Below are 16,078 nucleotides of genomic sequence, written 5' to 3'. Positions count from 1 at the left end.
CCCAATCTATGCATTTGAAATAAAAATTAAGCCCAAATGCATAGCGATATAGTATCTCATCCATTTTGGAGAAAAACCAAAATGGTGATTTTCTATCACGATAATTATCGTGACGGGGTTAGCCCTTGCTAAATGCAGATAGTTCGTCATTTCATGACTCCTACTGCATAACCCGGGTTAAACCTATTATATTGATTAAACCCCTTATTCCAAATACGTATAACCATATAGGCCAGATCGATAATTAGAAAGAAACTCTTTGCCTTCTGATAAGGATATTTTTCCTTTTTTCACCGATGATGTTACCCATGTTTCAACTGCTCTCACCATCTTTTTAGGGCTGTATTGAACATACTCTAATACTTCGGCCACCGTTTCACCATCTATCACCTGATCAATATGGTAACCTTTATCATCAACTGAGATATGTACTGCATTGGTATCGCCAAACAGATTATGCAAATCTCCCAATATCTCCTGGTAAGCCCCAACCAGAAAAACACCAACATAGTACGATTCACCTTTTTTTAAGGGATGCACGGGTAGATGGTGAGAAAAATTACGCGTGGATATAAAACTATCAATCTTACCATCACTATCGCATGTAATATCTTGCAGAGTAGCATTATTAACCGGTTGCTCTGCATGACGGTGAATTGGTATTATCGGAAATATCTGATCAATGGCCCACGAATCGGGCAAAGACTGAAATAAGGAGAAATTACAAAAATACTTGTCGGACAACAGCTTGGATAAATTATTAAACTCATCAGGCACATGCTTTAAGCCTTGAGTCATCTTGTAGATATCGCTTGCAATGGACCAAAACAAACGTTCAATCTGAGCGCGCGTTTTCAGGTCGAGCAAACCAAGGCTGAAGCGATCTAATGCTTCCTCACGCACCGATTGAGCATCGTGCCATACTTCCATCATCTTACTCTGGTTGAGCACCTCCCAACAAGCATGAAGTTCTTTTACCAATTCATGATCTTCTTCACTGAGCTCATCTTCTCCGGGCCATTTTGGAACAGATGTTGATTCCAACACTTCAAAAACGAGTACCGAATGGTGTGCCGTTAGCGAACGACCTGATTCAGTTATAATATTTGGGTGCGGTATATTATTTTTATTGCTTGCATCCACCATGCACCAAATGGCATCGTTCACATATTCTTGTATCGAATAATTGACACTACTTTCGCTGTTGGCCGATTTGGTTCCATCATAATCAACACCTAAGCCACCACCTATATCCACAAAATCAACGCCAAACCCAAGATTATGCATTTGCACATAAAACTGAGCCGCTTCGCGCAGCGCTAGTTTTATTCTTCTGATTTTAGTTACCTGACTACCAATATGAAAATGCACTAGACGAAGACAATCTTTTAATTGATGAGCTTCCATGAAATCTAAGGCCTCAAGCAACTCACTGGCATTTAATCCAAATTTACTGGCATCGCCACCCGAGCTAATCCATTTGCCAGCACCAGAGCTGGCGAGCTTAATTCTAATGCCAATATTGGGTTTTATCTTGAGGCGCTTGGCAATATCATTAATGATACGCAGCTCATTAAGCTTTTCAACAACCAAAAATATATTGCGTCCCATCTTTTGAGCCAATAGTGCCAACTCCACATAATCCTCATCCTTATAGCCATTACAGATGATTAATGAATCGGTATTTACGCTTGTTGCAATCACAGCATGCAGCTCAGGCTTAGATCCCGCCTCAAGTCCAACATTAAATTTCTTACCATGACTAACAATCTCCTCAACAACAGGCCGTATTTGATTGACTTTTATTGGATAAACAACAAAATTCTCCCCTTTGTAATCAAATTCATTTTTAGCCTGCTCAAAGCAATTGGTCATGCTCAGTATTCGATCATTCAAGATATTTGGGAAACGTAACAAGACTGGTGTTGTCACATCACGAAGCTGTAATTCATCAACAACTTCTTTCAGGTCAACTTTAACATCGTCCTTATTGGGACAAACTGTAACATTGCCTTTTTTGTTGATGGAAAAATAATTGATTCCCCATCCTTCTATATTGTACAACTCCTTAGAGTCCTCTACATTCCATTTTCTCATGGCAAAAATTAATCAACAAGCAAAAACACTATTTAAATACCTCACTCAATATCTGATAAATTAGCTTAGCTGCTAAAAAATCAGGCGACCTATTAATCTTATTTGGACACAGTTCAACGATATCGAATCCTACTATTGTATGCCTTTCAGCTACCTTCCTTATCATTGAAAGCACATCGTGGTAAAGTAAACCATCTGGTTCGGGCGTACCTGTCGAGGGCATTATAGATGGATCAAATACATCCAGATCAATGGTAATATACACCTCCTTTGACAATTGATTGAGCACATCGTTTTGCCACAAAGGATTTTGCCGTAATTGATGGCGAAAAAACATGCTCTCTTTATTCACAAAAACACTCTCTTCTTCGCACATGCTTCTGACACCTACCTGAACGATTGGAGCCTGTTCCATTGCCTTGTGCATGGCACAGGCATGATTGTATTCCGATCCCTCATAACTTTGACGTAAATCGGCATGTGCATCGAATTGTAGGATACTAAACTTAGGATAATGCTTTGCAATGGCTTTAAAGGCACCAATACTGACCGAGTGCTCCCCTCCAATCAAAACCGGAAATTTACAATCTCTCAATAAACCACCAATGGCATCTTCAACGGCCTGACTCATTAATTCCGGCGATTGGCTTTCTGTAATTGGATACATGGTAAAAATACCTTTCTTCGAGACATTCGTACCCGTTTCAATATCGAGCATCTCAAGTGTGCCAGATGCTTCAATGATTGCTTCCGGCCCCTTATCAGCCCCTTTTATCCAGGTACTGGTACCATCGTAAGGCACAGGCAATATAGCAATTCTTGCCGCATTATAATCCAGGCAATAACCATCTTCCCCACAAAAGTATTTTGAATAATCCATCATATGCAAGCTGCTATCAAAAACGTTTAATTCTATTAACTCAACCTTCCTTTATAATCTTCATAAGAGAAATGTTTTACCACACGGCATTTCTCAGTTTCTTCGTTATATAAGTATATAGACGGTAAGCACACCCCATTAAAGGTATTGTTCTTAACCATTGTATAATGGGCCATATCACCAAAAATCAAACGATCACCAACTCTCAGTCGCTTACCAAAACTATAATCGCCAATTACATCGCCTGCCAAGCAAGTTACCCCACCCAAACGGTAGGTAAACTCCTTTTTATTCGCTTCATCGGCATTCAGAATATAGGGTCGATAGGGCATCTCCAACACATCGGGCATATGAGCCGTTGCCGAAGTATCTAGTATGGCAATGTCCATATCGTTATGAAAGACATCTTCTACGCTTGAAACCAATACACCCGTATTTAAAGCGATGGCCTCTCCCGGCTCAAGGTATACTTCCAGCTTGTATTTTACTTTGAATGCCTTGATGATTCGAATCAAGGCTTCAACATCATAATCCGAGCGAGTAATGTGATGTCCTCCTCCAAAGTTAATCCATGATATGCGCTTAAAGAGAAACGAAAACTTCTCTTCTACCACTGCTAAAGTTCGCTCTAAAGCATCTGCATTAAGCTCACAGAGGTTATGAAAGTGCAAACCTGTTATTCCCTCAATATCCTCTATATTTTCAAGCAAATTGTTATAGGTTGTACCAAGGCGACTATATTGGCCACTTGGATCATAGATGGCCGTATCTGTTTCGGAATGTTCCGGATTAAGGCGTATCCCCGCTTGAATATTAGGATGATCAGCCAACAGACTTTTAAAACGCTTGTATTGTCCTGGACTATTGAAAACAATGTGATTAGCCATTTTTACATGTTCAGCCATATCAGCATCCGAAAAGGCTGGAGCATACACATGTAACTCGCCTCCGAATTCATTATAACCAAGCATCGCTTCGCTTACCGAACTGGCTGATGTACCACTTAAATACCGCATTACCAAAGGTGCCAAACGCCACATTGCAAAACCTTTAAAAGCAAGTAAAATTTTACACTCAGCTTTTGTTTGCACATCGTTTAGCAACTTGAGGTTGCGTTCAAGTTGCGTTTCATTAACGACGTAACATGGTGTTTTTAAGTTGGCTAATTCATAATGCGAAAGATTTATTCCACCGAACTGCTCCATTCTTCTACTTGCCAAGGTAAGCCATACTTATTTAAATCCTCCATGAAAAGATCCGGATCTAACTGTTCCATATTAAAGACACCTTCTTTTTTCCAATGCCCTTCAAGAATCATTTTAGCACCAATCATCGCTGGCACACCTGTTGTGTATGATACTGCTTGTGAACCAACCTCTTTATACGTTTCGGCATGGTCACATATATTGTAGATGAACTTACGTAGTTTTTTACCGTCTTTAATACCCTCAATAACACAACCAATAGATGTTTTACCGGTGTAGTTTTCAGCCAAAGAACCCGGATCGGGCAAAATGCATTTAAGGAACTCCAAAGGCACTACTTTCTGTCCTTTATAATCTACTTCATCAATTCGTGTTATGCCGATGTTTTGCATAACTCTCAGATGAGTCAGATATTCCTCTCCAAAAGTCATCCAGAAACGAATACGTTTCAAGCCTTTGATATTTAAACAAAGCGACTCCATCTCCTCATGGTACATCAGGTACATTTTACGTGTACCAACACCCGGAAAATCAAAATCTTGTTTTACAGAAAGTGGATCCGTGCTAAGCCATTCGCCTTCTTCCCAATAACGGCCACGTGATGTTATTTCGCGAATATTAATTTCAGGGTTAAAATTCGTTGCAAAGGCTTTACCATGATCGCCACCGTTACAATCAACTATATCAATATTATGAATTTCATCAAACAAATGCTTTTGTGCATAGGCACAAAACATATTGGTAACACCTGGATCGAAACCGCTTCCTAGCAAAGCTGTCAGGCCGGCATCTTTGAATTTATCCTGATAAGCCCACTGCCATTTGTATTCAAACTTTGCAACATCTTTAGGTTCATAATTGGCAGTATCCATATAGTGCACACCCGTTTCGAGGCAAGCATCCATAATTACCAAATCCTGATAAGGTAAAGCAACATTAATGACCAACTGAGGTTTGTGCTTTCGGATTAATGCTACTGTATTTTCCGTTTGATCAGCATCGAGCGCTTCGGTTAGTATAGATTTACCTGTGCGTTCTTTAACCGCTTTAGCGATAGCATCACATTTACTTTTGGTACGAGAGGCCAAAATAATTTCGCCAAATACCTCAGGAAGAGCAGCACATTTGTGAACCACCACATTACTAACTCCACCAGCTCCAATAATAAGTACTTTGTTCATTTTTAAATCAGATTTACTAAAACAAAAAAATCAAGTAAGAGAATCGTTATTCCTACTCAACAAAAACATTACAAAGCATTTTATTTCAGTCACATACAATCACTAAAAGACGATCCTGAAAAAATGTGGACAAATGTAATAAATTAATTAATCGAAAAAAGCACAAGACACTGAAATTTGAAAATAAATTAAGGTGGCTAAAATAGTTCTATTAATATGAGCTTGCACTACTTATCTTCTTCGTTGATTTCCCAGTATGGGTATTCATATTCTTCCTCGGGCCAAACTTTAACAGGCTTCTGTGGCCCTTGTTTTCGATAATATAAAGCCAGTACAGTACCCGCTACAGACCCCCACATATGCGACTCCCATGAATAAGGTACATCCCATTTTAATGGAAAAATACCCCATATCATACTTCCGTATAAAAACACCACAATTAAGGAAATAGCCATCAGCGGAATATAATTACGTAAAAAACCACTAACCAAAAGAAACGCAGCTAAACCATATATGACACCACTTGCTCCTATGTGCCAAGACTCACGTGCGCCCATCCAGACCCAAATACCAGTGAGTAAATAAATAAATACAAATACTTTTATGGAGATACCTCGATAGAAATAAAACAGCGCAACACCCAAGACCAATATAGGCACGGCATTGGCATAAAAATGCTCCCAATCAGAATGTATCAGTGGCGATAATAAAATACCTGGCAAACCTTCAATTGACAAGGGTTTAACACCCCACTCTACAAAACTAAAGCCTTCTAATGTCTCAATTAACTTAATACCAAATGAAACAATTAAAAAGAACAATGGAATTACCAGTGCTGTTTTAACTTTTTTGAGTTCTATATCTGAGGCTTTGGGCATAAATTTATATGAGTATTTAAATATATGCCCTTCATTATCAAATACCAAACCAAGCATCAGTTTGAGCCAATATGGCAGAAATACAACTACAATCATGCCAGAAGGACGCGTGACAGCACTAAAGGAGCGGCTCTTTGTTGGCAACTTACAAAAGAGAGCCGCTCCATAGCCCCCAATCATCTTAAAAGAGAGAGCGGCTCCCTTGAAACTTCCCCAATTATAAATTAACTTGTCTATTATGTCATCAATCAAAACATCAACACCAATTTTGGCAGGTCAATACTACCACCTGTTTAACCGAGGTACTAATCGACAAGATATTTTCTTCTCCACGGATAATTATAAATATTTTCTCAAATTAATGGATAAATTCCTTAGTAAATACATGTCAATACTATCATATTGCTTGCTGCCAAATCATTTTCATATGGTCGTAAAAATTAATGACCGTCAACCACCGAATACGAATGCAAACAAATTAAAAGATTGTGGTCAATTAGCTGTTCGTCAATTGATGAAACTATTTATCACCTATGCTATGAGTATCAACACCAAAGAGAAACGCACAGGCAATCTGTTTGCCCCCAAATACAAACGACTAAACATTAGCTCTGATGAATATTTGAAATACCTCATATTTTACACGCACTATAATCCAGAGAAGCATGGCATAATAAAGAATTTTTCATCTTATACTTTTAGTTCATATAACGCAATTTGCTCAAATAAAGCCACCAAAATTGATCGAGATTTGGTACTAGATATTTACGATGGTCGTGATAACTTTCTGAAATACCATAACGTAGTTCATGAAGAACGTAAAGAGCTTGAACTAGAATAATTTTAAGGAGTACTAAAAGGAGCGGCTCTTTACTGGCAGCTTTTAAAAGAGAGCCGCTCCGTGGAACTGAAGGAGCAACTTTTTTAACCATCTTGAAAGATAGAGCTGCTAAATGTAAACGAATACTCTACCAATGTATTAAAAAAAACTGCCCTATTTCTTTTAATGTCAGAAAGGAGCCGCTCTTTATTGGCAGCTTGCAAAAGAGAGCCGCTCCTTTAATCACTAATCATTAACAACTTATCATTAAGTCCTATTCAGCCATCGCCTTTTTAAGCACTGCTACAAACTCTTGAATATCCTCTTTGGTGGTATCAAACGAAGTCATCCAGCGTACTTCCGAACGCGCTTCATCCCACACATAGAAGAAAAACTCTTCTTGTAGTTTCGGTATAATAGCCTTGGGCACGATTGCAAATACACCATTTGAGTCAACAGGCTGGGTAATTTCAATGCCTTCAATTTCCCATACTTCACCCGCAAGCAATTGAGCCATCTCATTGGCATGCTTTGCATTTTTTAACCAAAGCTCATTCGATAATAAAGCTTCGAATTGTGCAGAGGTATAACGCAATTTAGAGTGTAACTGCGTACTTTGCTTACGAATGTATTTTACATTCTCGGCTAATTCTGCATTGGCAAACACCACAGCTTCGCCAAACATTAGTCCATTTTTAGTACCTCCAAAGGACAAGACATCAACACCAGCATTGAACGATACATCAGCCAAGGAGCACTCCAAAGCAGCAGCAGCATTAGCCAAACGCGCCCCATCCATGTGCAAGTATAAACCCAAGCCATGCACATAATCCGCTATCTTCCGTATCTCTTCAATCGTATAAACCGTCCCAAGCTCCGTTACCTGAGTTATTGAAATCAGTTTTGGTTGAGCATGATGTTCAAAACCGAAACCATGCATAAAAGCGCCTATTTGCTCTACCGTAATCTTTCCATTATCCGTATCGATTGGTAAAAGCTTACAACCCGAAATTTTCTCTGGCGCACCGCATTCGTCCACATTAATATGGGCAGTACGGGCACACACAACCGCATTAAAAGTCCGTGCTAAGGCTTGAATAGAAATAACATTAGCACCTGTGCCATTATAAACAAAAAAAGGCTCCACACTTTCGCCGAAAACCTCTTTGAATAAAAGACGAGTTCGTTCAGTCACAACATCATCGCCATAACCTACAGCATGTCCTTCATTTGCATTTATTAAAGCTTGAATAATATCAGGATGCACACTTGCATTATTATCGCTTGCAAAACCTCTTAATCGTTTCATTTAATATTGTTTAAATCAATAATGGATCTATTTATTTCCCTTTGCCGTCACCAATCTATCTATGGCATTGTGATATACTTTTTCCGAAATACAGCGACAGCCTATTTCAGCTTCATCAATAAAAAAATACTCACCTCCCCAATCATGTTTTACACTAAAATACACTCTACGAACATTGCCTTCATTAATAATGGTTCGTTTCACCGATCGCCCTTTCAATTCAAAATGTTCATCGGTTCTACCTATGGGATAATTCGTTTTTAAAGCAGGAATATCCGTTTCAATTATCTCAGCATCAACTAGCACTTCATTTTCAATGACATCTTGCTCAATCTCCTTGGTAAAGTCCTTCGATCTTGTAACTCTATCATTTTTATTAACACCTGTATTTTTTGTGGTGGTCGAGTTGGTGCTACTCACCTTGGCCTTAGTTCGGTTCAATTGATTTTCATTTGACGGCTTTTCTCCTTTTCGCATTTGCTCCAAACGGTATTTCACATTGAGCGAATAATCTTTATCAGCTGCAAAATCGTTGACATCTAATTCATACCGTATTTTAGCTACAGGGTTTTTAAAAAAAATGGTATCAACCCCATTGAAAACTTTAAATAGACGAACAGGAAGATCGTATGGTTGAATACCTTGCCGATGCACACTATTAGGCACTACAGTAGAAAACTCAATTACCTTGGACACATATCCGGGCTTTTTAAAACTCAGGTGGTAAACCTTATTCCATTCAAGCAAAGTAATGAATTTGCCAAGAGAATTTACCTTTATTTTTTCTTGAGATCCATCGTGTTTTTGCACCACAACAATATCGTGATACACATTATCCACGTCAATAATTTCACCAGTTACTCTATATTGAGCATTCAGCGTAATTATACTTCCCAACAAAGTAATAAGTAAAAAGCCGGCTATTTTTTTGCCGGCTCTAAATCTCTCCATATGGCAATTAATTTGCCATTAAAAGTAGTAAATCAATCGTTAAAAACCAATAAAGGTGTGGTGGAGTGAAAAAGCATTTTTTTGGCAATATTAGGATTAACCAATTTACTAATCAAACCACGTTTTCTGCGTGTGAAAGATAGAACATCCACCCCTTGTTCATGCACATAACTTTCTAAGCCTAAATAAAAGTCTTCATGCTCGATTAGATACGAATCCACATTTTTCTCGTCATAGTACTTCTTAAAATGCTCTTTCAAGCCTTGCAATCGCACAGCATCCCATTGCGAACTGTTTTTTGAACTCACATGAGCACAAATAATAGTTACACCAAGTGGTTTCACTATTTTCTCCAAAATTTCAATGGCTTTGAAGTCACCATCCATAAAATCGGTGGCATACGACAAGTGCTTTAAACTATCGATTCCCTGGTAATTAAAATCTTCAGGCACAGCAAAAACAGGTGATTTGGATCGCTCCATCACCTCAGCGGTTACACTACCTATTAAATCGGCTACTTTTTGATCTTTACCTCGTGTACCCATGATTACAACCGATGGTTGATACTGCTTACTATACTTCACTATTTCATCCTCAGCAATACCTTTAATGAGCTCAGACTTAATTACCAGTTTATTACTGCCTAATTTATCATTCTTTTCATTCAGATAGGCCAACATCTTCTCCATGCCATCCTTTGCCTTATCCTCCAACTCAACCACCAATTCTTCCATATTCATCTCATAGGCAAAAGTATCGGAGAAAGGCATGGTACTGATAATTGGGTTAAAATAAGTATGCATAACCATTAATTCGGCCCTTAAAACATTGGCCCAATCAAAGGCAATATCGGCTGCTTTATTCGAATAAGATGAAAAATCGACAGGTAATAATATTCGTGGCGGAACAGGTGGTGAATCTGGCATGGCAAATTCTTCGTGCATCATACTTTCAAGTACTTCCATTGCTTTCTCGAGAGAAGACTCTTCTATCTTCACCTTAACACCTTGCGATACGGCGCCTTGAATTAGGTTTGCATTCTCAAGAAAACTACTTATGCCTTCGACCTCAAGCATTGTTTTTAATATGTGTGCTTTTTCGAAAGACAAAACGACTAGTGTGACAATTTTTTCTTCCATGGTGCTTTTGTTTAGATATTAGAACACTTTTCTTAAAAGTTAAGACCAAAAATCCAAAAAATCAAGCAACATTGGTGAATTATATGACACCTACCCTCGAAACAGTATAGACCCCTTTTATAGTTTTAATTTTTTTAATCAACAGATTTAGCACCTGCGTATTATCCACATAAATCGTGAAATTCCCTTCAAAAACGCCTTCGTTTGAATCGATGCTCATGGATCGGATTTTCACCTTGAGTTCTTTGGATATATATTGGGAGATATTCGTAACAACTCCTATATCATCAACACCAGTTACTTTTAATGTCGCCTGGTAACTATTGCCTTTAACATTGGTCCATTGTGCTTTAACAATTCGGTATCCGAACCTTGTTTGCATATCCTTGGCATTGGGACATGTTAAACGATGAATTTTAATTCCTCCCATGGATGCCACAAAACCAAATATCTCATCCCCAAAAATTGGATTACAGCACTTAGCCAATGTAAAATCAACATTGGTGAGGCTCTGATCTATCATTAGTACATCGTCGCTTGGCAATTCATCTTCGGATGCTACAAAATTAACCGCACTTCGCTCCTCCTGTTCTTCTTCTGCTATTTCCTTCTTCTCAATATCAAGTATAAAATCCTTAATGCGAGCCATGTCGATTTGCTCCATGGCAATGGCGCGCATAAAATCATGTATATTCTTATAACCAAAAAACTTAACCAGTTGATTTAATAATTGATCATTTAGTTCATATTTCCAGTTTTTTAAACGCCGTACCAATAACTCACGACCTAATTCGGCTTCTTTGTATTGCATCTCGCGCAAAGCCTGCTTTAGCTTACTTTTGGCTTTTGAAGTAACTACAATATTCAGCCAGTCTTGCTTCGGCTCCTGATTGTTACTGGTATGAATCTCAACGTGATCACCATTTTTAAGCTGATGTTTAATGGGTACATTCTTATTATCAATTTTTCCCCCAACACATTTTTTACCTACTTCAGAATGGATCTCAAAGGCAAAATCAAGTATGGTAGCACCTTTTTTCAAACGTCTTAAATCCCCTTTGGGTGTAAATACAAAAACCTCCTTGTCGTACAGGTTTAATCGGAAATCATCAATAAAGTCAACCGCATTCAATTCAGGATTTTCAAGGATATCACGAACATTAGACAACCATTCGTCCATGCCTTTCTCGCCCTTGCCACCTTTGTATTTCCAGTGAGCAGCTAATCCTTTTTCGGCCACCTCATTCATTCGATGGGTACGTATCTGTACTTCAACCCATTTTTTATCAGGTCCCAGCACAGTTGTATGCAACGATTCATAACCATTGGATTTTGGTACCGATATCCAATCGCGCATACGACTTGGGTTAGGTTGATATTTATCGGTAACAACAGAATAAACCTGCCAACACTCCGCTTTTTCGTTTCGTAATTCACTATCTAAAATTACTCGAATGGCAAACAAATCAAATACATGTTCAAATTCCGTATCCTGTTTTTTTATTTTATTCCAAATGGAATGGATAGTTTTTGTTCTTCCTTTAATCTCGAATTGAAGTCCTTGACTTTCCAACTCTTTTTTAAGAGGCTCGATAAAGGCAGCAATGTACTTTTCTCTGGCTCGTTTCGTCTCATTTAACTTTCGGGCGATGTATTGGTACATTTTCTGGTTCGAAAACTTCATCACCAGATCTTCCATTTCCGACTTTATGGCATACAAACCAAGGCGATGAGCCATAGGCGCATATAAAAAACCAACTTCACCACTTATGCGTTGTTGATCTTCGGCACTGTATAATTTTAAGGCTCGCATGGTACGCAAACGATCAGCAATAATAATAAGCACCACGCGAATATCTTCGGCAAAAGTCAATAATAGCTTTCTGAAGTTTTCGTTACGTATTGATGTATTTTTCGCATATAACTCAGCTACTTTCACAAGTCCACCGGTAATACCAGCAACCTGTTCTCCAAAGTGCTGCTTTACCTCTTCCACTGAAATGCTCTTTTCCAGAACCGGGTGATACAATAGGGCACATATGATCGCAGTCCGCCCCAAGCCAATCTCTCGCGTAATTATTAAAGATACTTCTAAGGATTCAAGCACATATAATTCACCCGCACCATTACGACTAAGTTGTCCTTTATCTTCCAACAAAAGATCGAGGGCCTTGCGTACTTGCTGAACATCATCTTTCTCACGAAGAGAATCACTTTCTTTCAACAATTCCCGGTAAGCCTTAGTAATTTGGCTCTTCTCCTCTACACTTATGGTCTCGTTTAAATTCATCCTTAATAAAATGATTACGTCACTTTTTAGCTGTGTAAAGTTATAAATTTATAAAGTCAATTTCGATCTTAAATGAATTTAAGTCGGAAGAATAACATTACACTTGAATGCCCTGTTAGTAAATTTGAAGAATGAACCTGCTTAAATCAGAAGAAGATCATTCCGTTAAGGAATTGCCACAATTAACTTAATCAAAGTTTAATTCCATATTTTTAAGAAATAAAATCAATTGTAATGCGTAAATTCGTTTTTACACGAAAGCCCATAAATGTTAGACCAATAAATTTGACATGCTTATTTGACTTTTGTAACTTATTGACATTAATAATCATTAAATAAATATGCTATGAAAAATACAGGATTATTTCTTGGAGGCATCTTAACAGGTGCCGCATTAGGAGCTTCTTTAGCTTTACTCTATGCTCCACAAAAAGGATCGGATACGCGTGATCAGCTTAAAGCTAAGCTAAAAGAAATGGAAGGAGAATTGGATCACATGCGTGAAAAAATTAAGGTAAAAGGCGGTGAATTAAAGGATGAAATGAAAAAGAAAATGGCCGACTTAGAAACTAAAATTGAGAATTTAATTAAGGAGTACAAAAACACTTTGGAACCAACACATGGTCCTAACTAATATTCTTAATTGTGAAAACACTTAATTTATTACCTAAGTAAGAACCCCAGAGGCACAGCTTTCTGGGTTCTTTCTTTTCTGTTATCCTTGAATTTTCATTATATTTCCAACAATAACCAACAAAACACACATCTATGAAAGATCGCCTAAGCGATGAAGTAAAAGAAGTTAAGGACGACTTTGAAGAATATGTGAAAGCACAGGTTGATTTAATTAAACTACACTCTGCTCAAAGCATTTCACAATTTCTTTCCGGCTTTATCGTAAAAACAGTTCTATTTTACCTTATGTTTTTCGCTCTGCTATTTTTATCTATGGCCGTGGCCTTGTGGCTAGGTCGTGTCTTGGACAGTAATGAATTGGGCTTTGTTATTGTTGCTGGTTTTTACATGTTATGTGGTCTACTATTTTTAAGCGTACGAAAAAAACTAATTGAAAAGCCCATTATTAAATCAGTAATCGAATTGTTTTTCCCTAATTACCAGAACTATGACGAATCCATCAAAAAATAGATATGAGCACATTGAATCGTTTGAGGATTTCGAAAACGAGAAAATGAAACTCTATTACCAAATAAAATTTAGTGAGCGGAAATTGCAACTAAAATACATCGAACTAGGTCTATTACTTAGTCCTGCTCGCCTTATTCCACTTTTGGTTTCGGAATGGGTGAACCCTGTTGTTACCATGATTAAAAATTTTATAGCTCAATTTTTTAGTCGAACTAAGCCTACTTCAGACGAAAAAAACGAAGCTTAGCTAAAGAAAATAAGGCAAATAGTTTCATTATTTTATTGTAATGTACTATTTTTGCATCCGATTTCGCGTAATCTCTTACTGAACGAGGGAGTCATGTAATATTGCGGGGAGCGTATTAATCCTATAAATAAAGGAAAAATGGATTTAATGAAGATTGCCGAAGCGGCATTTGAAGGTGGAACTGAATTACCAGCATTCGGTCCTGGAGACAACATTTCAGTTTCTTACAAAATTCGTGAGGGTAACAAAGAGCGTATCCAGATCTTTAAAGGTGTGGTTATTCAGATTAAAGGACAAGGTGCTAACAAGCGCTTTACTGTTAGAAAGATTTCGAACAACGTTGGTGTTGAGCGTATCTTCCCTTTCAACTCTCCTTTTATCGACAAAGTAGAAGTACTACGCCAAGGTAAAGTTCGTAGAGCTAAGTTGTATTACTTACGTGGACTTACTGGTAAGAAAGCTCGTATCAAAGAGAAAAGAGTTTAAGCCATTATATTTAAATGGTAACTTAAACCCCGCATTAGCGGGGTTTTTTGTTTTATAATCGTTTGATGACTGAGATTAACGCCGAACAATGTGATGAACCGAACAATTTACATGTTTTAAGTGCCACGATAAACGGGGGTGTCCAAAAACTTGGAAAGCATCCGTTCACTGAGTGCTTGCTGAGCTTGCCGAAGCATGTCGAAGTGATTATTGGTTGATAATCAGTGTTAATCAAATTTCATCTCGACTACGATGAACGAGCTTAGATTTTGGACATCCTCGTGTTGATTGGTGTCTATTTATGGGGAAAGCAATGTATTTGTTTTTAACGAAGGAAGGTTAATTAGTAACTTTTTGGAATATTATGGAATACAAAATATTGCCCACGAATAAACACAAATTATACCAATTGTATTTTTAAATGCGCTGAAAGTGCTATTAAAAATTTACAATGGTAAATGCCGATGCATAACCAAAGTGTCTTATTTTTAAGGAGCATCCGATAGCTATCGGATTTGATTAGTAAGCAGTATTACCGTTAATGGAATTTTAAGCTATCTTTCATTTTCATCCCTGCAAACTCAAAAAGTGCTGACTCCTTCTCCATGTGGAGAAGGCCGGGATGAGGAGATAGGGACTAAGGCGAGCTAGTGGCACAAGATTACAAATCTTCGCCAGCTGGGGGACACTAACGCCGAACGATGTATGTTATTTAGTTGCTACGCGCATCTGAGGATTGATGCTGTCACTGCCCAAATCGCATCAGTCAGTTAATTTATTGATGCTGTCACAATCTAAATCGTATCTGTCAGTAAAAGGCCTCTGACTTGATGAAAAAGAAAATACTTAAAGTTGACTATCCCTAGGGCAAGCCTCGAGGAATTCGTTTGATTTAATTTCAATAAAATAAATGCAAATCTAATACAGATTAGACACAATAATTAAACCGAAGCAATTACACCATTAAGAGCTAAATAAAAGCCTTACAATTAATTATTAAATTGCAATTACAAGGCTTTGTTACTTATACAGGCCAGAGGCCTTTTTAAACACGACGTAGCGAGACGCTAACGCCAAACGATAAAGGTTATTTAGTTGCTACGCTTATCGGGGTGTCCCTCAATAAATGCTTTTAAAACTACTATAGATAAAAGGCTATTAGTCTGGACATTGTCACTTTGTTTAGTTCAACATCTACTTCAATGTAAAGCGCGTGCAAGCAACCCTTTATTGAAGGCTAATTGTTACACTCTGTTTTTTTCATTCTTCTATTAAATTACCTTCTTTGTCCCAGCGTCCAAGATATTTTATGAATTGATTATTTTCGTATAACATCTCAGATTCTTTATGTCCATTTGTAAGCTTCCCCAAAAACTGGACAGTTTAAGAGTAGACAAAAAAGTTTTAATTTTGAACTGTATTTATGAAACGAAAGACATTTACCCCACA

At 37.8% G+C, this 16,078-nt stretch carries 14 protein-coding genes; 5 read left to right on the top strand and 9 right to left on the bottom strand.

From position 1 onward, the window contains the following. Nucleotides 1–204 precede the first annotated feature (204 nt). From speA to ACRD7B_RS21640, 5 genes are all read right to left on the bottom strand, one after another. Nucleotides 205–2,097 (bottom strand): biosynthetic arginine decarboxylase, encoded by a 1,893-nt coding sequence (speA, locus tag ACRD7B_RS21660; RefSeq protein ID WP_430826758.1) that lies wholly within the window; start codon nucleotides 2,095–2,097, stop codon nucleotides 205–207. Between the two features lie 28 nt (nucleotides 2,098–2,125). Beyond that, nucleotides 2,126–2,980: an agmatinase gene (gene speB, locus ACRD7B_RS21655; RefSeq protein WP_430826757.1), complete on the bottom strand. Its 855-nt coding sequence runs from the start codon at nucleotides 2,978–2,980 to the stop codon at nucleotides 2,126–2,128. 32 nt (nucleotides 2,981–3,012) lie between these two features. After that, nucleotides 3,013–4,197: a carboxynorspermidine decarboxylase gene (nspC, locus tag ACRD7B_RS21650; protein ID WP_430826756.1), complete on the bottom strand. Its 1,185-nt coding sequence runs from the start codon at nucleotides 4,195–4,197 to the stop codon at nucleotides 3,013–3,015. Then, nucleotides 4,161–5,363: a saccharopine dehydrogenase family protein gene (locus ACRD7B_RS21645; RefSeq protein WP_430826755.1), complete on the bottom strand. Its 1,203-nt coding sequence runs from the start codon at nucleotides 5,361–5,363 to the stop codon at nucleotides 4,161–4,163. The genes nspC and ACRD7B_RS21645 overlap by 37 nt, the downstream gene beginning before the upstream one ends. Nucleotides 5,364–5,590: 227 nt before the next feature. Next, the gene (locus tag ACRD7B_RS21640; RefSeq protein ID WP_430826754.1) at nucleotides 5,591–6,493 is read right to left on the bottom strand and encodes a rhomboid family intramembrane serine protease; all 903 of its coding nucleotides are present in this window, start codon (nucleotides 6,491–6,493) and stop codon (nucleotides 5,591–5,593) included. On the opposite strand from ACRD7B_RS21640, the gene ACRD7B_RS21635 reads away from it, so the two are divergent. Next, on the top strand, nucleotides 6,480–7,082 hold the full coding sequence (locus ACRD7B_RS21635) for a transposase (protein WP_430826753.1): 603 nt from the start codon (nucleotides 6,480–6,482) through the stop codon (nucleotides 7,080–7,082). The two genes, ACRD7B_RS21640 and ACRD7B_RS21635, sit on opposite strands and share 14 nt — an antisense overlap. A 253-nt stretch (nucleotides 7,083–7,335) precedes the next feature. Here the strand turns inward: ACRD7B_RS21635 and ACRD7B_RS21630 are convergent, their stop codons facing one another. From ACRD7B_RS21630 to ACRD7B_RS21615, 4 genes are all read right to left on the bottom strand, one after another. Further along, nucleotides 7,336–8,370, bottom strand: coding sequence for a threonine aldolase family protein (locus ACRD7B_RS21630; RefSeq protein ID WP_430826752.1), 1,035 nt, complete (start codon nucleotides 8,368–8,370; stop codon nucleotides 7,336–7,338). A 27-nt stretch (nucleotides 8,371–8,397) separates the two neighbouring features. Then, the gene (locus ACRD7B_RS21625) at nucleotides 8,398–9,321 is read right to left on the bottom strand and encodes a hypothetical protein (protein WP_430826751.1); all 924 of its coding nucleotides are present in this window, start codon (nucleotides 9,319–9,321) and stop codon (nucleotides 8,398–8,400) included. A 32-nt stretch (nucleotides 9,322–9,353) separates the two neighbouring features. Next, nucleotides 9,354–10,460: a universal stress protein gene (locus ACRD7B_RS21620; RefSeq protein WP_430826750.1), complete on the bottom strand. Its 1,107-nt coding sequence runs from the start codon at nucleotides 10,458–10,460 to the stop codon at nucleotides 9,354–9,356. 79 nt (nucleotides 10,461–10,539) lie between these two features. After that, a complete protein-coding gene (locus ACRD7B_RS21615) occupies nucleotides 10,540–12,750 on the bottom strand; it encodes a RelA/SpoT family protein (protein WP_430826749.1) in 2,211 nt (736 codons plus the stop codon). 346 nt (nucleotides 12,751–13,096) lie between these two features. Here ACRD7B_RS21615 and ACRD7B_RS21610 point away from each other — a divergent pair, with 346 nt between their 5' ends. The 4 genes from ACRD7B_RS21610 (at nucleotide 13,097) to rplS (ending at nucleotide 14,629) form a co-directional block, all read left to right on the top strand. Then, a complete protein-coding gene (locus tag ACRD7B_RS21610) occupies nucleotides 13,097–13,384 on the top strand; it encodes a YtxH domain-containing protein (protein ID WP_430826748.1) in 288 nt (95 codons plus the stop codon). 134 nt (nucleotides 13,385–13,518) lie between these two features. After that, the gene (locus ACRD7B_RS21605; protein WP_430826747.1) at nucleotides 13,519–13,896 is read left to right on the top strand and encodes a phage holin family protein; all 378 of its coding nucleotides are present in this window, start codon (nucleotides 13,519–13,521) and stop codon (nucleotides 13,894–13,896) included. Then, nucleotides 13,874–14,143 carry a hypothetical protein gene (locus tag ACRD7B_RS21600; RefSeq protein WP_430826746.1) on the top strand — a complete coding sequence of 90 codons (270 nt, stop codon included), beginning with the start codon at nucleotides 13,874–13,876 and terminating at the stop codon, nucleotides 14,141–14,143. Before ACRD7B_RS21605 ends, ACRD7B_RS21600 begins: the two co-directional genes overlap by 23 nt. 138 nt (nucleotides 14,144–14,281) lie before the next feature. Continuing rightward, complete coding sequence (gene rplS / locus ACRD7B_RS21595; RefSeq protein WP_430826745.1) at nucleotides 14,282–14,629, top strand: 50S ribosomal protein L19; 348 nt, start codon at nucleotides 14,282–14,284, stop codon at nucleotides 14,627–14,629. The last annotated feature ends 1,449 nt before the right edge of the window (nucleotides 14,630–16,078 follow it).

This window comes from Carboxylicivirga fragile (assembly GCF_050589805.1).
Taxonomy (GTDB): Bacteria; Bacteroidota; Bacteroidia; order Bacteroidales; family Marinilabiliaceae; genus Carboxylicivirga; species Carboxylicivirga fragile.
Note: the sequence above shows the minus strand (reverse complement) of the source record. Positions and strands in the feature narration are given on the sequence as shown.